Annotated in this window: 17 protein-coding genes; 8 read left to right on the top strand and 9 right to left on the bottom strand. The window is 72.1% G+C overall.

The window, feature by feature from the left end:
- Window positions 1-188: 188 nt before the first annotated feature.
- Complete coding sequence (locus OG521_36280; GenBank protein ID WUW25930.1) at window positions 189-2,411, bottom strand: NADP-dependent isocitrate dehydrogenase; 2,223 nt, start codon at window positions 2,409-2,411, stop codon at window positions 189-191.
- A gap of 160 nt (window positions 2,412-2,571) precedes the next feature.
- Here OG521_36280 and OG521_36275 point away from each other — a divergent pair, with 160 nt between their 5' ends.
- The gene (locus OG521_36275) at window positions 2,572-3,072 is read left to right on the top strand and encodes a tetratricopeptide repeat protein (GenBank protein WUW25929.1); all 501 of its coding nucleotides are present in this window, start codon (window positions 2,572-2,574) and stop codon (window positions 3,070-3,072) included.
- Between the two features lie 7 nt (window positions 3,073-3,079).
- Here the strand turns inward: OG521_36275 and OG521_36270 are convergent, their stop codons facing one another.
- Together OG521_36270 and OG521_36265 are read right to left on the bottom strand one after the other, a co-directional pair.
- Window positions 3,080-4,111, bottom strand: coding sequence for a glutathione S-transferase C-terminal domain-containing protein (locus OG521_36270; GenBank protein WUW25928.1), 1,032 nt, complete (start codon window positions 4,109-4,111; stop codon window positions 3,080-3,082).
- On the bottom strand, window positions 4,108-5,625 hold the full coding sequence (locus tag OG521_36265) for an MFS transporter (protein WUW25927.1): 1,518 nt from the start codon (window positions 5,623-5,625) through the stop codon (window positions 4,108-4,110). The genes OG521_36270 and OG521_36265 overlap by 4 nt, the downstream gene beginning before the upstream one ends.
- Window positions 5,626-5,768: 143 nt before the next feature.
- Between OG521_36265 and OG521_36260 the strand changes: the two genes are divergently transcribed.
- Window positions 5,769-6,164: a helix-turn-helix transcriptional regulator gene (locus tag OG521_36260; GenBank protein ID WUW25926.1), complete on the top strand. Its 396-nt coding sequence runs from the start codon at window positions 5,769-5,771 to the stop codon at window positions 6,162-6,164.
- Between the two features lie 23 nt (window positions 6,165-6,187).
- Here the strand turns inward: OG521_36260 and OG521_36255 are convergent, their stop codons facing one another.
- A complete protein-coding gene (locus tag OG521_36255; protein WUW25925.1) occupies window positions 6,188-7,495 on the bottom strand; it encodes an NAD(P)-binding domain-containing protein in 1,308 nt (435 codons plus the stop codon).
- 105 nt (window positions 7,496-7,600) lie between these two features.
- Between OG521_36255 and OG521_36250 the strand changes: the two genes are divergently transcribed.
- Complete coding sequence (locus OG521_36250; protein WUW25924.1) at window positions 7,601-7,966, top strand: metalloregulator ArsR/SmtB family transcription factor; 366 nt, start codon at window positions 7,601-7,603, stop codon at window positions 7,964-7,966.
- On the opposite strand, the gene arsB is transcribed toward OG521_36250, so the two are convergent.
- Window positions 7,906-9,066 carry an ACR3 family arsenite efflux transporter gene (arsB, locus tag OG521_36245; protein ID WUW25923.1) on the bottom strand — a complete coding sequence of 387 codons (1,161 nt, stop codon included), beginning with the start codon at window positions 9,064-9,066 and terminating at the stop codon, window positions 7,906-7,908. The genes OG521_36250 and arsB overlap by 61 nt on opposite strands.
- Window positions 9,063-9,371 carry a metalloregulator ArsR/SmtB family transcription factor gene (locus OG521_36240; GenBank protein WUW25922.1) on the bottom strand — a complete coding sequence of 103 codons (309 nt, stop codon included), beginning with the start codon at window positions 9,369-9,371 and terminating at the stop codon, window positions 9,063-9,065. The genes arsB and OG521_36240 overlap by 4 nt, the downstream gene beginning before the upstream one ends.
- A 106-nt stretch (window positions 9,372-9,477) precedes the next feature.
- Here OG521_36240 and OG521_36235 point away from each other — a divergent pair, with 106 nt between their 5' ends.
- Complete coding sequence (locus OG521_36235; GenBank protein WUW25921.1) at window positions 9,478-9,900, top strand: arsenate reductase ArsC; 423 nt, start codon at window positions 9,478-9,480, stop codon at window positions 9,898-9,900.
- An 11-nt stretch (window positions 9,901-9,911) separates the two neighbouring features.
- Here the strand turns inward: OG521_36235 and OG521_36230 are convergent, their stop codons facing one another.
- Both OG521_36230 and OG521_36225 read right to left on the bottom strand, forming a co-directional pair.
- Window positions 9,912-10,457 carry a DUF1697 domain-containing protein gene (locus OG521_36230; protein WUW25920.1) on the bottom strand — a complete coding sequence of 182 codons (546 nt, stop codon included), beginning with the start codon at window positions 10,455-10,457 and terminating at the stop codon, window positions 9,912-9,914.
- Window positions 10,458-10,508: 51 nt separating this feature from the next.
- The gene (locus tag OG521_36225; protein ID WUW25919.1) at window positions 10,509-11,816 is read right to left on the bottom strand and encodes an MFS transporter; all 1,308 of its coding nucleotides are present in this window, start codon (window positions 11,814-11,816) and stop codon (window positions 10,509-10,511) included.
- Window positions 11,817-12,067: 251 nt separating this feature from the next.
- Here OG521_36225 and dhaK point away from each other — a divergent pair, with 251 nt between their 5' ends.
- From dhaK to OG521_36205, 4 genes are all read left to right on the top strand, one after another.
- On the top strand, window positions 12,068-13,054 hold the full coding sequence (dhaK, locus tag OG521_36220; protein WUW25918.1) for a dihydroxyacetone kinase subunit DhaK: 987 nt from the start codon (window positions 12,068-12,070) through the stop codon (window positions 13,052-13,054).
- 75 nt (window positions 13,055-13,129) lie between these two features.
- Window positions 13,130-13,744, top strand: coding sequence for a dihydroxyacetone kinase subunit DhaL (gene dhaL / locus OG521_36215; GenBank protein WUW25917.1), 615 nt, complete (start codon window positions 13,130-13,132; stop codon window positions 13,742-13,744).
- On the top strand, window positions 13,741-14,151 hold the full coding sequence (locus OG521_36210) for a PTS fructose transporter subunit IIA (protein WUW25916.1): 411 nt from the start codon (window positions 13,741-13,743) through the stop codon (window positions 14,149-14,151). Before dhaL ends, OG521_36210 begins: the two co-directional genes overlap by 4 nt.
- A 94-nt stretch (window positions 14,152-14,245) precedes the next feature.
- Window positions 14,246-14,755, top strand: coding sequence for an NUDIX domain-containing protein (locus tag OG521_36205; GenBank protein ID WUW25915.1), 510 nt, complete (start codon window positions 14,246-14,248; stop codon window positions 14,753-14,755).
- A 48-nt stretch (window positions 14,756-14,803) separates the two neighbouring features.
- On the opposite strand, the gene OG521_36200 is transcribed toward OG521_36205, so the two are convergent.
- Window positions 14,804-16,447, bottom strand: a complete 1,644-nt coding sequence (locus OG521_36200; protein ID WUW25914.1) for an ATP-binding cassette domain-containing protein — start codon at window positions 16,445-16,447, stop codon at window positions 14,804-14,806.
- Between the last annotated feature and the right edge of the window lie 260 nt (window positions 16,448-16,707).

Here is a 16,707-nt window from a genome sequence, read left to right as displayed (position 1 = left end):
TGCAGCAAACCAGCCGTGGGAGCCCGGTGCGTGGCCCTGCGCCCGCCGTGGCGCGACATTCACCCGTCAGGGGGTCCCGCAAACAGCTCCGCCCCGGCTCGACGGAACGTCGGCCGGGGCGGAACGGGTCACCGGTCCCATGGGCGGGTCAGGGGCACTGGTCCCCCGCGCCGCCCGCGTGACTCAGCTCAGGCGAGGCTCGCGATCGCCTGGTTGAACGTCGCCGAGGGGCGCATGACGGCGGCGGCCTTGGCCGGGTCGGGCTGGTAGTAGCCGCCGATGTCGGCGGGCTTGCCCTGGACCGCGATCAGTTCGCCGACGATGGTCTGCTCCTGCTCGGCCAGCGTCTTGGCGAGCGGGGCGAACGCCGCGGCGAGCTCGGCGTCGGCGGTCTGCTGCGCCAGCTCCTGGGCCCAGTACAGCGACAGGTAGAAGTGGCTGCCGCGGTTGTCGATGCCACCGAGGCGGCGGCTCGGCGACTTGTCCTCGTTCAGGAACGTGGCCGTGGCCCGGTCCAGGGTGTCCGCGAGGACCTGGGCGCGGGCGTTGTCCGTGGTCTGCGCGAGGTGCTCGAAGCTGACCGCGAGGGCGAGGAACTCGCCCAGGCTGTCCCAGCGGAGGTAGTCCTCCTTGACGAGCTGCTGGACGTGCTTGGGCGCGGAGCCGCCGGCGCCCGTCTCGAACAGACCGCCACCGTTCATCAGCGGCACGACGGAGAGCATCTTCGCACTGGTGCCGAGTTCCAGGATCGGGAACAGGTCGGTGAGGTAGTCACGCAGCACGTTGCCGGTCACCGAGATGGTGTCCTCACCGCGCCGGATGCGCTCCAGCGAGAAGGCGGTGGCCTTCTCCGGGGTCAGGATCTCGATCTGGAGACCGTCGGTGTCGTGGTCCGCCAGGTAGGTCCTGACCTTGGCGATCAGCTGCGCGTCGTGGGCGCGGGTCTCGTCGAGCCAGAACACGGCCGGGTTCCCGGTCGCGCGGGCGCGGGTGACGGCGAGCTTGACCCAGTCCTGGATCGGCAGGTCCTTGGTCTGGCACATCCGGAAGATGTCACCGGCGCCCACGGTCTGCTCCAGCACGGCGTTGCCCGCGGCGTCGACGACGCGCACGGTGCCGGTGGCGGGGATCTCGAAGGTCTTGTCGTGGCTGCCGTACTCCTCGGCCTTCTGCGCCATCAGACCGACGTTGGGCACCGAGCCCATGGTCGACGGGTCGAAGGCGCCGTTCGCACGGCAGTCGTCGATCACGACCTGGTAGACACCCGCGTAGCTGCTGTCCGGCAGGACGGCGATGGTGTCGGCCTCGCCACCGTCCGGGCCCCACATGTGGCCGGAGGTGCGGATCATGGCCGGCATCGAGGCGTCGACGATGACGTCGCTGGGGACGTGCAGGTTGGTGATGCCCTTGTCGGAGTCGACCATCGCCAGGGCGGGGCCCTCGGCGAGCTCGGCCTCGAAGGACGCCTTGATCTCGGCGCCCACCTGGGGAACCGAGTCGAGGCCCTTGAGGATCCCGCCGAGGCCGTCGTTCGGGGTCAGGCCCGCGGCGGCGAGGACGTCGCCGTACTTGGCGAAGGTGTTCGGGAAGAAGGCGCGGACCACGTGGCCGAAGATGATCGGGTCGGAGACCTTCATCATCGTGGCCTTGAGGTGCACGGAGAACAGGACGTCCTCGGACTTGGCCCGGGCGATCTGCGCGGTGAAGAACTCGCGCAGCGCGGCGACGCGCATGACGGCGGCGTCGACGACCTCGCCGGCGAGCACGGGTACCGACTCACGCAGCACGGTGGTGGTGCCGTCGTCGCCCACCAGCTCGATGCGCAGCGAGCCGGGCTCGGCGATCACGGCGGACTTCTCGGTGGAACGGAAGTCGTCGACACCCATGGTCGCGACGTTCGTCTTCGAGTCGGCCGTCCAGGCGCCCATGCGGTGCGGGTGCGTCTTGGCGTAGTTCTTGACCGACGCGGGGGCGCGGCGGTCGGAGTTGCCCTCACGCAGGACGGGGTTGACCGCACTGCCCTTGACCTTGTCGTAGCGCGCGCGGACGTCCTTGTCCTCGTCGCTCTGCGGGTCGTCCGGGTAGTCCGGGAGGGCGTAGCCCTGCTCCTGGAGCTCGGCGATCGCGGCCTTCAGCTGCGGGATCGAGGCCGAGATGTTCGGCAGCTTGATGATGTTCGCGCCGGGAGTGGTGGCCAGCGCGCCGAGCTCGGCGAGCGCGTCCTCGATGCGCTGGTTCTCCTGGAGGCGGTCGGGGAAGCTGGCGATGATCCGGCCCGCCAGGGAGATGTCACGGCTCTCCACGGTGACCCCGGCCTTCGAGGCGTATGCCTCGACCACGGGCAGGAACGAATACGTCGCCAGGGCCGGGGCCTCGTCGGTGTGTGTATAGATGATGGTCGAGTCAGTCACCCTGTGCTCCGCTCCACGTCTGCAACATTGCTTGACATCAAGATATCTCGTGATCGCCACTGTCTCGACAGGGCCCTGCCCCGTCCAGTCCGGAACCGGCCGTACCGCCCCCGCCCGGCGGATTTGCGATGCCTGCCCGGCCCTGGCAGCGTGCGGCTGTATGACCACGGACAGCGAGCACGACGAGGCACTGGCACAGGCGGTACGGCTGCGCGAGCTGCGGACGCCCGAGGCGCACGAGCGGCTGCTGCGCCTGGCCGCCGACCATCCCGGCCACGGCGGGATCGCCTATCAGACCGCGTGGTCGCACGACCGGCTCGGCCTGGAGGCGCAGGCCGTGCCGTTCTACGAGCGTGCGCTGGAGGGCGCGGGCCTCCCGGCCGGGAGCCGGCACGGGGGCTTCCTGGGGCTCGGCAGCACCTTGCGGGTGCTGGGCCGGTACGAGGAGGCGCACGCCGTGCTGCGCCGGGGCCTCGCGGAGTACCCCGACGACGCCGCGCTGCGGACCTTCCTCGCCATGACGCTGTACAACCTCGGCGAGGCGCGGGAGGCCGTGAGCACGCTGCTGAAGGTGACCGCCGCCACCTCGGCGGACGACCGGATGCGCGAGTACGTCCCGGCGGTCGAGTACTACGCCGACCATCTGGACGAGACGGAGTAGCGGCGGCTCAGGGCCGGTGCCGCGGGGGTACCGCCTCGTCCGCCGGCACGGGTCCCGGCGGGGTGCCGTCACCGAACGGCCGGCCGCCCAGCTGCTCCCGGTGGTGCGGGGTGAGCCACCCCGACGGATCGGGTCCGACGGGCACGATGCCGGTGGGGTTGATGCCCGTGTGGACCCGGTAGTAGTGCTGCTTGATGTGGTGGAAGTCGACGGTGTCGCCGAAGCCGGGGGTCTGGTAGAGGTCCCTGGTGTAGGCCCACAGCACCGGGTCCTCGGCCAGTTTCGAGCGGTTGCACTTGAAGTGGCCGTGGTAGACGGCGTCGAAGCGCACCAGCGTGGTGAAGAGCCGGATGTCGGCCTCGGTGATCGTGTCGCCGACCAGGTACCGCCGGTCCGCGAGCCGGTCCGCCACCAGGTCGAGCCGGCGGAAGAGCGTCTCGTAGGCGTCTTCGTACGTCGCCTGGCCGTCCGCGAACCCCGCCCGGTAGACGCCGTTGTTGACGTCCCGGTAGATCCCTTCCATGACCTCGTCGATCTCCTCGCGCAGCGGCTCCGGGTAGAGGTCGGGTGCCCCGGGGCGGTGCAGCGCGGTCCATTCGGTGGCGAGGTCCAGGGTGATCTGCTGGTAGTCGTTGGTGACGAGGCGGCCGCTGGGTACGTCGACGACCGCCGGGACGCTGACGCCGCCCGGGTAGCCCTCCTCCCGCGCGTCGTACGCCTCGCTCAGGTAGTGGATGCCGAGCACCGGGTCGCGGCCGTCCGGGTCCAGGGTGAAGCGCCAGCTGCGGTCGTCCTGCAGCGGGTCGGCGACGGCGAGCGAGAGGGCGCTCTCCAGGCCGAGCAGTCTGCGGGAGACCAGGGCCCGGCTCGCCCAGGGGCAGGCGCGGCTGACGACGAGGCGGTAGCGGTCCGCCTCGACGGGCCAGCCGTCGCGGCCGTCGGCGGTGATCCGGTCGGCGAAGTGGCTCCGGGACCGTTTGAAGGGCTTGTGCCCGTACGCGCTGTTGCCGTCCTGGGCGGTGCCGTCGGGGTCGTTCATCGCGTCTCCTTGCGGTCGGCCGGGGAGGGTGCGGACTGTTCCGTACGGCTTCTGCCCCGCCGGGCCCCTCCCACGTCGGCCAGCGCCACGACGAGTCCGGCGAGGACGAAGGCGACGGAGACGACGAGGCCGTGGTCGTAGGCGGTGGACCAGGCGGCGGAGCCCACCTGGGCGAAGAACACCGAGCCGACGGCGGCGATCCCGATCGCGGAGCCGACGCGCTGGCCGGTCTGCAGCGTGCCGCCGGCGCTGCCCGCGGTGGCCACCGGCACCTGCGAGAGGGTCAGGGTCTGGTTGGGGGCGATGACCAGGCCGCTGCCCAGTCCGGCGAGGAGCAGCGGGGCGGCCATCGCCCAGCCGGCGCCCCGGCCGGGCACCAGGTGGACGGCGAGGGCGGTGCCGGCCAGGCCCACCGCGACGGTGGCCAGTCCGATGACGACGAGGGGCCGCCCGTACCGGCCGACCAGCCGGCCGCCGGGTCCGGCGGCGACGGCGGAGCCGAGGGCGAACGGGGTGATCGACAGCCCTGCCTGCAGGGCGGTGTAGTGCAGCCCGCTCTGCAGGTAGAGCGTGGTGATGAAGAAGATCGAGGTGAATCCGGCGAAGTACAGCAGGATCAGCAGACAGCCCAGCCAGTAGGAGCGGACGCGGAAGAGCGACAGGTCGACGACCGGCTGTGTGCCGCGCCGGCCGCACCGGGACTCCCAGCCGACGAACGCGGCGAGCAGCGCGACGGCGACCACCAGCAGCAGCCACTTCCCGTTGCCCGGCCACTGGTGGGCCTGGACGAACGGCAGCAGCAGGGCGAGGACGCCCGCGCCCAGCAGCAGGATGCCGAGGGGGTCGAGGTCCCGCAGCCGCACCGGGCCGGCCGACGGCGTGTCGGGCAGCAGCCGGCGGGCCAGCAGGAGGCAGACGAGGCCGAGCGGCAGGTTCACGTAGAACACCCAGCGCCAGCCCTCCTCGGCGCCGGCCGCCTGGATGAGCAGACCGCCCAGCAGGGGGCCGACCGCGGTGGAGATGCCGACCACCGTGCCGAACATGCCGAACGCCCGGCCGCGTTCCCGGCCGGAGAACATCTGCTGGATGAGGGCGGAGATCTGCGGCGAGAGGAGACCGCCGGCCAGCCCCTGGACCAGCCGGGCGATCACCAGCCAGGTGCTGGACTGGGCGGCGCCGCAGGCCGCGGACGACAGGGTGAAGAGCACCAGCCCGGTCATGAAGACCTCGCGGCGCCCCCGGGCGTCGCCGAGGCGTCCGGCGGGGATCAGGAAGAGACCGAAGGCGAGCGCGTACCCCGAGAGCACCCATTGGAGGTCGGACTCCGGGGTGTGCAGCCCTTCCCGGATGGACGGAAGGGCTACGTTGACGATCGACACGTCCAGGAGTGTCATGAAGCCCGCGACCAGGCAGACGGCGAGTGCCCGCCACCGCCGGGGGTCGGGGGTGTCCGGACCGGTGGCGGAACCCGCCCCCCACCCCGCGTCACCCCGGTGCGCCGCGCTCTCTGCCATGGCTCGCACCCTAGGGCGCACGCCCCGATTCCTCATCCCGACAGGGCCACCCGGCCCACCGGCATCAGTCACCCATGGCATACACCAAGCATTATCGAGAAAATGTTTGCATATGCGACCTGCGAGCCTTTAAGGTGCGGCATATGCAGTCCTACACCGTCGGTCAGGCCGCCCGTCTGCTGGGCGTCAGCCCGGACACCGCACGCCGCTGGGCGGACGCCGGGCGCGTCGCCACCCATCGCGAGGAGGGCGGGCGCCGGCTCATCGACGGCCGCGATCTCGCCGCGTTCTGCGTCGAGGTGGCGCAGAACGAGCCCGGCGAGGAGGACACCTCGTACACCTCCGCCCGCAACGCCTTCGCGGGCATCGTCACCGCCGTCAAGCTCGGGGACGTGGCGGCGCAGGTGGAGATCCAGGCCGGCCCGCACCGGCTGGTCTCGCTGCTGACCCGGGAGGCCGTCGAGGAGCTGGGCCTTGAGGTCGGCATGCAGGCGACCGCCCGGGTGAAGTCGACCAGCGTCCACATCGACCGCGTCTGACCGGACCCCTTCCCCGGGGCGGGTCAGGTTCCGCAGCAGCCTCCGGCCCCGTCCTGCCCGGCGGCCGGGTCGTCGAAGAGTCCGGCGCCGCCGCAGACCCCGGTCTCCGGGAGGGTGAGTTCGACGCGGTCGGCCGCGTCGGTGTCGCCGGCGAGGGCGGCGGTGACCGAGCGGACCTGTTCGTAGCCGGTCATGGCGAGGAAGGTCGGGGCACGGCCGTAGGACTTCATGCCGACGAGGTACAGGCCCTGCTCGGGGTGGGACAGCTCGCGGTGGCCGTGCGGGTAGACGGTGCCGCAGGAGTGCTGGTTCGGGTCGATGAGCGGGGCGAGCTCCACCGGCGCCTGGAGGCGTTCGTCCAGGGCGAGGCGGAGTTCGGACAGGAAGGACAGGTCGGGGCGCAGACCGGTCAGGACGATGAGCTCGTCGACCGGGTCGAGGCGCCTGCCGTCCTCACCGACGAGGGCCAGCCGGCCGCCGTCGGCGGGCTCGACGGCCTCGGTGCGGAATCCGGTGACGGCGTCGGCGTACCCGTCGTCGACGGCGGCCTTGGCGGCCAGCCCCAGCGCGCCGCGCGCGGGAAGCTGGTCGGCGCTTCCGCCGCCGAAGGTGGAGCCGCTGATGCCGCGGCGGAGGATCCACACCGAGTGGGTGCCGGGCTCGTCCTTCGCGAGGCCGGCGAGGGTGGCCAGGGCCGTGAAGGCGGAGGCTCCTGAGCCGATGACGGCGGTCCGCTTCCCGGCGTACCGGGCGCGGACGGCCGGGTCGGCGAGGTCCGGGACACGGTAGGAGATGCGGGCAGAGGCGGCGCGTTCGCCGAGGGCGGGGAGGCCGTCGGCGCCGATCGGGGCCGGGGTGGACCAGGTGCCGGACGCGTCGATCACCGCACGGGCGAGGATGCGCTCCTCGGTGCCGTCGGCGCGCGTGACGCGGAGGGTGAAGGGCTGCCGCTCGCGGTCCGCGTCGACGATCCGGTCCCGGCCGAGGCGGGAGACGCCGGTGACCGTCGTGCCGTAGCGGACCCGGGCGCCGAGGACGTCGGCGAGCGGCTGGAGGTAGCCCCCGGCCCACTCCCCGCCGGTGGGGTAGGTGTCCGCGGCGGGCCGGACCCAGCCGGCGGGCGCCAGGAGCTTCTCGGCGGCCGGGTCCGTCAGCTCGCTCCAGGTCGAGAACAGCCGCACGTGCGACCAGCCTCGCACCGCGGTCGCGGCCGTGGGCCCGGCCTCCAGGACCAGGGGCTCGATGCCGCGCCCGACGAGGTGGGCGGCTGCGGCAAGCCCGGCGGGGCCGGCGCCGATGACGACGACCGGAAGGTCTGCAGTGGTGGTCATGACAGTGATGTCCTCCGGAACGGGCGACCCCACACGGTCGCTGTTTCGATCGATGTCTATATAAGAAGCTTGGCACTCGGCATCGATGAGTGTCAACATAGACACATGTCGAAGTCAGAGCTCGTGCGGTTGCCGGTCCTGGACGCGGATGCCGTGGTGCCGTGCTGCCCGCCGATCACCGCTGGAGAGCTGTCGCAGGGGGACGCGGAGAAGATGGCCGCGATGTTCAGGGCGCTGTCCGACCCGGTGCGGCTGCGCCTGTTCTCCAAGGTCGCCTCGCATCCGGGCGGCGAGGCGTGCGTGTGCGACATCTCCGACGTCGGCGTCTCCCAGCCGACCGTGTCCCACCACCTGAAGAAGCTGCGCGAGGCCGGCCTGCTGACCTCGGAGCGGCGCGGGACCTGGGTCTACTACAAGGTCGCGCCGTCCGTCGTGGCGGGGATGTCCGCCCTGCTCGACGTGCGCACCTGAGCCGTGTGCACCGATGTGAACCTCTTCCGCCAGGCCAGCGCGACGTACACCAGCCCGATCAGGACGGGGACCTCGATCAGCGGGCCGACGACACCTGACAGCGCCTGGCCGGAGGTGACGCCGAAGGTGGCGACGGCCACGGCGATGGCGAGCTCGAAGTTGTTGCCCGCCGCCGTGAACGCCAGCGTCGCGGTGCGGTCGTAGGCCAGCCCGAGCGCCTTGCCGAGCAGGAACGTACCGAAGAACATGATCGCGAAGTACACGAGCAGGGGCGCTGCGATGCGTACGACGTCGAGCGGCCGCGAGGTGATCGTCCTCCCCTGGAGTGCGAAGAGGACGACGATCGTGAAGAGCAGTCCGTACAGCGCCCAGGGGCCGATCCTCGGCAGGAACCTGGCCTCGTACGGTCCGCGGCCCATCCTCCGCTCGCCGATGCGGCGGGTGAGGAAGCCGGCGAGCAGCGGGACGCCGAGGAAGACGACGACGTTGAGCGCGATGTGCCAGACGGGCACGTCGAGGCCCTGCCCGTCCCCCAGGCCCAGCCACCGCGGGAGCAGGTCGAGGTAGAACCAGCCCAGCGCGCCGAACGCGATCACCTGGAAGACGGAGTTCAGCGCGACGAGGACGGCCGCGGCCTCGCGGTCGCCGCAGGCGAGGTCGTTCCAGATGATGACCATGGCGATGCAGCGGGCGAGGCCGACGACGATCAGGCCGGTGCGGTACTCGGGGAGGTCCGGGAGGAAGACCCACGCCAGCGCGAACATGACGGCGGGCCCGACGACCCAGTTGATGACCAGCGAGGACACCATCAGCTTCCGGTCGCCGGTGACGGTGTCGAGCCGGTCGTAGCGGACCTTGGCCAGCACCGGGTACATCATGACCAGCAGGCCGAGCGCGATCGGCAGGGAGATGCCGCCGATCTCGGTCCGCGCCAGCGCGTCGTTCATCCCGGAGACCATCCGCCCCAGCCCCAGGCCGGCGGCCATGGCGAGCAGGATCCACACCGCGAGGTAGCGGTCGAGGGTGGAGAGCTTCCGGACGACCGAGTCGTCGCCACCGCCGACCGGAGCGGGGGAGGTGGCGGGCTCTGCGGAGGTCACGGGCACGCCCTCTTGTTCTCGGAAGCGTTTCGGGCCGAGTCGGCCAGTGCGGCGAACCGCTCCGAGAGCCCGGCCAGGATCTCGGGCTTCAGCTTGTAGTAGGTGAAGCGGCCGCAGGGCTCGGTCTCCACCACTCCGGCCTCCCGCAGGACCTTCATGTGGTTGGAGAGGTTGGTCTGCCTGGCGCCGGTCTCCTCGACCAGGTGCGTCGTGCAGAGCGTCTCGCGCGCCAGCAGGGTCACGATCCGGAGGCGGAGCGGGTCGCTCAGCACCCGCATCAGATCAGCGTCGACTGAAGTCAGCATGCACTGATACTGTCACATCACCGCAGACTGATACCAGCAGGGGCTGACCTTTCGGGCCTGTCCGCCGGGGCGGCCGCACCCGCCGCGAAGAGGGAGAACGACCACCATGACCGAGTCGGCCCGCAAGCCGTCCGTGCTGTTCGTCTGCGTGCACAACGCGGGCCGCTCCCAGATGGCCGCTGCCTGGCTGACCCATCTGGCCGGGGACCGCGTCGAGGTCCGCTCCGCCGGGTCCGACCCGGGCGCCCGCGTCAACCCGGCGGCCGTCGAGGCGATGGCCGAGGCCGGGATCGACATCTCCGCCGAGAGCCCGAAGGTCCTGACGGCCGACGCGGTCCGCGCGGCCGACGTGTGCGTCACGATGGGCTGCGGCGACGCCTGTCCCGTCTTTCCCGGCAAGCGCTACCTCGACTGGAAGCTGGACGATCCGGCCGGCCTCGGCATCGAGGGCGTGCGCACCGTGCGCGACGGGATCAGGGCGCTCGTCGAGCGCCTGATCGACGAGATCGCCCCGCCCGCTTCGGCCTGACGGCGCGTGGCTCAGGCAGCGCCCTTCTTGGCCGCGTCGAGGATCTTCACCAGGGTGTGGAAGAAGCGCGTCGTCGCGTCGTGGCCCAGGGCGCGTTCCTGGAAGCCCTTGGCGGCGGGTGCCTTGCCGTTGATCAGGTACCAGACGACGAAGGCGTCGTAGCCGGTGCTGCCGATGATCTCCATGTCCTTCTTCGGGGAGAGCAGCGGGAGCTCCAGGTCCGGATCGATCCGCTCGGTCGTGAACACCACGCAGCAGCGCATGTCGTCGGTGACCGGGACGTCCTTGAACGGGTCGAGCGCGATCAGCGCCTCCAGTTCCGGCACCGTGCGCAGGCACACCGCGACCTCGTAGCCGAGCGCGTCGGCGAGGTGGTCACCGATGCGGGTGCCGAGGACGGTCCGGTCGGTCTCGTCGGACTCGAAGAAGACGTTGCCGCTCTGGATGTAGCTGCGTACGGAGTCGAACCCCATGCCGGTGAACAGACCGCGCAGGTACTCCATCTTCACCGAACGGCCAGGCACGTTCATCCCGCGCAGGAACGCGATGTACAGCAATTCCGATCACCTGTCCGTACGAGAAGGGGAGCCGGTCCGGCGCCTGCCAGCCTATGCGGTGTCCCCTGCCGTGTCCCCGTCCGGCGTGATCGCCCGGCCGGGTGGGACCGCCTCCGTACGCGGCGATCCGCCGGGCCCGGACCGCGCGATTCCGGTCAGCGTGCCCGTCAGCGCGACGGCCAGCACGGCGCAGCCGGTCACGAGGAAGACCGGCGTGACCCCGAATCCGGCCGCGGCCGCCGTGGCGGCGGCCGCGCCGAGCGGTCCGAGTGCCGAATGGATGGTCCAGAACGCCGAGGTGACCCGTCCCAGCAGCCGGCTGGGGGTGACCTCCTGGCGCAGCGACATGGAGGAGATGCCGGCGATGCCGGTGCACAGGACGTTCACCGTCATCAGTACGGCGATCACCGGCACGCTCCGCGCCGGCCCCATGCAGACGACGGCCGCGCCGGCCAGCGCGAACGCGGTGATCCAGCTCGCGCCGAAGCCCATCCTCGACCGGACCCGCGCCACCAGGGCGGAGGCGATGAACGTGCCGACCGTACCCGCCGCCAGCACATATCCCACCGTGGTGTCGGGGCGGCCGAGGTCGTGCTTCAGCAGGTAGATGACGAGGTCCGTCAGCCCGTAGGTGAGGAAGGTCAGCAGCGAGAGCAGCACGGTCAGCGGGCGGAGCACCGGATGCGCCCACAGGAACCGTGCGCCCGCCAGGAACTCCCCCCGTACCGTGCCGCGTCCGTCCTTCTCCGGACCGGCCGGCCGGTCCGGACGGATCCTGACGAACAGCACACCGACCGCGGAGACCGCGAAGGTCAGGGAGTCGATGCCGATGGCGGCGGCCGGTCCGGCCGCCGCGGCCACGAACCCCGCGAGAGCGGGACCCGCGACCCCGGCGACGGCGTACGTGGCGAAGAGGTGTCCATTGGCCCGCGCTATCTGATCCGGCGCCACGAGAGCCGGAACGACCGTCACATAGGTGACCTGGAACAGCATGGAGAAGACCCCGACGACCGGTACGACGGTGTAGATCAGCCAGACCGGCGCCGCGAACAGCCAGACCAGCGGGATGAGCGCGTAGAGCAGGCAGCGCGCACCGTCGCCGACCACCAGGAGCATCTTGCGGTCGAACCGGTCCGCGATCACCCCCGCGAACAGGCCGGTGACGATCGACGCGACTCCGGTGAGACCGGTGACGACTCCCATCTGGACCACCGATCCCGTGCTGTGCAGCACCAGGAGCGGAATCGCCACGTACGAGAAGGAGTCCCCCAGGGCGGAGAGCGTCTGGACCGCCAGGAACAGGCGATAGGCCGGGTCTCTCCACAGGGAGGGCGCGCCGGCCGCCCCGGCTGCCGTCATCCGTTCCCCGGACGGTGTCCCTGCGCCCACTGTGTGCCCCTCCCCGCTGCGTTCCGGCCGCCCCTGACCGTAGGCGTCGCGGCGGGGGCGGCGCGCGCCGCTTTCCGGCCGTCCCCTCGGTACCGGCCCGGGCGGGTCCAGGTGCGGTTCTTCGCACAGGGGCCTTGCGCGTCCTACGGTGGTGGTCCGATGTCCCCCGAGCCCGCACCCCCCGCACAGGTCCGACACTCTCCTGGGAGATTCCGTTGCGCATGCTGATCAACGTCCCCGAAACCGTGGTCGCCGACGCGCTGCGCGGCATGGCCGCCGCCCACCCCGAACTGACCGTGGACGTCACGAACCGGGTCGTCGTACGCCGTGACGCACCCGTCGCCGGAAAGGTCGCCCTGGTCTCCGGCGGCGGGTCCGGGCACGAACCGCTGCATGCCGGGTTCGTCGGCCCCGGCATGCTCTCGGCGGCGTGTCCCGGCGAGGTGTTCACCTCACCCGTGCCGGACCAGATGGTGCGGGCCGCGGCCGCAGTGGACAGCGGGGCGGGCGTGCTGTTCATCGTGAAGAACTACACCGGTGACGTCCTCAACTTCGAGATGGCCGCCGAACTAGCCGACGAGGAGGGGGTGCGGGTCGCCCAGGTGCTCGTCAACGACGACGTCGCGGTGACCGACAGCCTCTTCACGGCCGGCCGGCGCGGCACCGGAGCGACCCTGTTCGTCGAGAAGATCGCCGGCGCGGCGGCCGATGAGGGCGCGCCGCTGGACCGGGTGGCGGCCTTGGCGCGCCAGGTCAACGAGGCTTCGCGGAGCTTCGGCGTGGCGCTGACCTCGGTCACCACCCCTGCCAAGGGCTCCCCCACCTTCGATCTGCCGCCCGGCGAACTCGAACTCGGGGTGGGGATCCACGGCGAGCCGGGACGGGAGCGGCGCCCGATGATGACCTCGCGGGAGATCGCGGACTTCGCGGTGGACGCGGTGCTGGAGGACCTGCGGCCGCACGGTCCGGTGCTCGCGCTCGTCAACGGGATGGGCTCGACGCCGCTGCTGGAGCTGTACGGCTTCAACGCCGAGGTGCAGCGGGTGCTCTCCGAGCGGGGCGTGGTCGTGGCTCGTACGCTCGTGGGGAACTATGTGACCTCGCTGGACATGGCGGGCTGTTCGGTGACGCTCTGCCAGGTGGACGAGGAGATGGTACGGCTCTGGGACGCGCCGGTGCAGACTCCCGCCCTGCGCTGGGGCCGTTGACCCACCGGTCTCCCGGACCGGGTGACCCCTTCCGTTCTCATTCATTCGATTCATTCGACGGACCGAGGAGAGCATGTGCTCGACGCCGATTTCTTCCATCGCTGGATGACCACGACCGCCGCGTCGGTCGACCGCGAGGCGGCGCGTCTGACCGAGCTCGACTCCGCGATCGGGGACGCGGATCACGGCAGCAATCTGCAGCGCGGATTCGCCGCGGTCGTGGCGGCCCTGGCCGAGGAGCCGCCGCAGACGCCGGGTGCCGTGCTCATGCTGGCCGGACGGCAGTTGATCTCGACCGTCGGCGGGGCCTCCGGGCCGCTGTACGGGACGCTGCTGCGGCGCACGGGGAAGGCGCTCGGCGAGGCGCCGGCCGTCACCGCCGAGGAGTTGGCGCAGGCGCTGGGAACGGGGGTCGCGGCGGTGGCCCAGCTGGGCGGGGCGCAGGCCGGTGACAAGACGATGCTCGACGCGCTGCTGCCCGCGGTGGAGGCGCTCGGGTCGTCGTTCGACGCGGGACGGGACGCGGCACTGGAGGGCGCACTGGCGACCGTGCCTCTGCAGGCGCGCAAGGGCCGGGCCAGCTATCTCGGGGAGCGGAGCATCGGGCATCAGGATCCCGGGGCCACCTCGTCCGCGCTGCTGATCGCCGCGCTCGCGGAGACCGCCGCTGCGACCGGCGGTGACGTGTGAGCGGGGAGAAGCAGGTCGGAATCGTGCTGGTCTCGCACAGCGGTCCGGTGGCCGAGGCGGTGGCCGAGCTCGCCAGGGGGCTGGCGGCCGGTGGTGCGACTGCGCCGGTGGCCGCGGCCGGCGGGACTCCCGCGGGCGGGCTCGGCACCAGTTCGGAGCTCATCGCCCGGGCCGCCCGGTCGGTGGACGGCGGCGCGGGTGTCGCGGTGCTCGTCGACCTGGGCAGCGCCGTCCTCACGGTGAAGGCGATGCTCGCCGAGGGCGACGAACTCCCGGACGGGGCGAGGCTGGTGGACGCCCCGTTCGTGGAGGGCGCGGTGGCCGCGGTGGTCACGGCGTCCGCCGGCGGCGACCTCGACGCCGTGGCGGCGGCGGCCTCGGAGGCGTACGACTACCGCAAGGCCTGAGCGTCCGGTCAGGCACGGAGGTCGTTCACGCGGCCGAGGGTTCCCCGGCCGCGTGAGCGGGGCGCGGTTGTCCTGCGGGACCACACTGGACGGTATGGCTTCCCACACGGCTCCCAGGCGCAGCGCCGGTCTCCTCCTGTTCCGAAGGCGCGGGCCCTCCTTCGAGGTCCTCATCGGCCATATGGGCGGGCCGTTCTGGGCGCGCCGGGAGAGCGCGGCGTGGTCGGTGCCGAAGGGCGAGTACGAGCCCGGGGAGACGGCACGGGCGGCGGCCGGGCGGGAGTTCGGGGAGGAGTTCGGCCGTCCGGTACCGGACGGTGCGTGGGTGGCGCTGGGTGAGTCGCGCCAGTCCGGCGGCAAGACCGTGACGGTGTGGGCGGTGGAGGCCGAGCTGGATCCGGCGGACGCCGTACCGGGGACGTTCACCATGGAGTGGCCGCGAGGCTCGGGCGTGCAGCGGGAGTTCCCGGAGATCGACCGGTTCGCCTGGTGCGCGCCGGAGGTCGCGGCCGAACGGCTCGTCAAGGGACAGCGGGTGTTCGTGGAGCGGCTGCGCGAACGGCTGGCGGACGGGCAGGGCCCGGACCGGCACGGCGAGGACTGAGGCCGCAGCCGTGGCGGCCCGGGCCCCCCGCCGTCCGGTGGTGCCCGCTCAGGTGCGGGCGACCGGCCGTCCCGCGTCGAGTTCCAGCCGGTCGCCGGTGAACCGGCCGCGGAAGCTGCGGTCGTGCGAGACGACCACGACGGCGCCCTCGTGCGCCGCCAGCGCCGCTTCCAGCTCCTCCACCAGGTCCAGGGCGATGTGGTTGGTCGGTTCGTCCAGCACCAGCAGATCGGCGGGCCGGGTGACCAGCCGGGCCAGGGCCAGCCGCCGCTGCTGGCCGACGGAGAGCGCGGCGACGGGAACCGACAGGTCCTCGGGGCGGAAGAGGCCGAGCGCGAGGAGCAGGCCGGTGTACTCGTCGGCGTGGCCGGGCCGGCCGGCCGCGAAGGTCGCGAGCAGCGTGCGCCGCGTCGGCCGGACGGGGAGTTCCTGCGGGAGGTAGCCGATCCTGGCCCGGCGGCGGACCGTGCCCGTGTCGGGGGCGAGGTCCCCCGCCAGGACGCGCAGGAGGGTCGACTTCCCCGCCCCGTTGGGCCCGCTGACCAGGAGCCGCTGCCCGCGTTCCAGCCGCAGCGCGGGCAGGCTCAGCCGGTCGCCGACCGCGACGGAGGTGAGCTCCACGAGCGGTCCCCGGTCCCCCGCGCCCTCGTCGGCGAGGGCGAGTCCGGCGGAGAACCGCAACGGCTGCGGCGGCACAGGCACGGGCGCCCTGCGGAGGGCTTCCAGCCGGGTCCTGGCCGCCCGGACCTGCCCGGACAGCTTCGCCTCGTGCGAGCGGCGGTGCTTGCCCCAGCCCTCCCCCGGGTCCTTGCCGGTGGTGGCGAGGCGCTGTCCTGCGGCGCCCACGAGCTCTTCGGTGCGGGCCAGTTCGTCCAGCCACTCCTGGTGTTCCTGCGCCCAGCGGCGGCGGGCCGCCGCCTTCGCGGTGCGGTAGCCGTCCCAGCCGTCCCCGTACCGGACGACGCCGCGCAGATCGCGGTCGACCTCGACGATGACGGTGGTGGTCCGTTCCAGGAACGTCCGGTCGTGGGTGATCACCACGAGAGTGCCGCGATGGGCGCGCAGGTGCTCCTCCAGCCAGGTGACGGCCCGGAGGTCGAGGTGGTTCGTCGGCTCGTCGAGGAGCAGCAGTTCGGGTGCTGCCGCCAGCACACAGGCGAGGGCGAGCCGGGACTGTTCACCGCCGGAGAGGGTGCCGAGGGTGCGCTCCCGGGCCAGGTGCCCGAGCCCGAGCCCGTGCAGTGCGGCGTCGGCCCGCGAGTCAGCGAGATATCCGCCGCGCTCCTCGTACTCCGTCAGCAGGTCTCCGTACGCGGCGAGTCGCGCGTCGTCGGCGCCGCCCGGTGCGGCGAGTGCCGCCTCCGCGTCGCGGATCCGCCGCTCCAGCGTGCGCAGTTCGGCGAGGGCGGTGTCGACGGCGTCCTGGACGGTGCGGGCGGGGTCGAGGGCGAGCGTCTGGGAGAGGTAGCCGGTGCCGCCGTCGAAGCGGACGGAGATCTCGCCGCTGTCCGGCGTCTCGGCACCGGCGATCAGCCGCAGGAGGGTGGACTTCCCGGAGCCGTTCTCGCCGATGACGCCGACGTGGTCGCCGGGGCGGACGGTGAGTGACACCTGGTCGAGGACTACGCGGTCTCCGTACGCCTTGGAGACGTCCTTGACGGTCAGCTGGGCGTGGTCGTGCTGGAGGGGCATGGGTGGTCTTCCCTGAAGGGTGCATGCCTCGGCGGCCCGTGACGGGGCGCGGCGGTCGGGGATTCCGGACGGTCCTGTGGGGGACGGCGGTGCGCGCGGTGAACCGTGCGTCGCGCGGCGGCGTCCCTGACGGAATCAGCGGAAGAAGTAGTACGAACCCATGGATGTCAGTGTAGTCACGGACCCGCGGGGGCTGTCAGGTCCTTTTCCCGGATCGGGTGCGGCTCGGTCCACACGGCGAGCGTGCGGGAACGGGCCTG

The organism is Streptomyces sp. NBC_01463, from assembly GCA_036227345.1.
Classification (GTDB): domain Bacteria; phylum Actinomycetota; class Actinomycetes; order Streptomycetales; family Streptomycetaceae; genus Streptomyces.
Note: the sequence above shows the minus strand (reverse complement) of the source record. Positions and strands in the feature narration are given on the sequence as shown.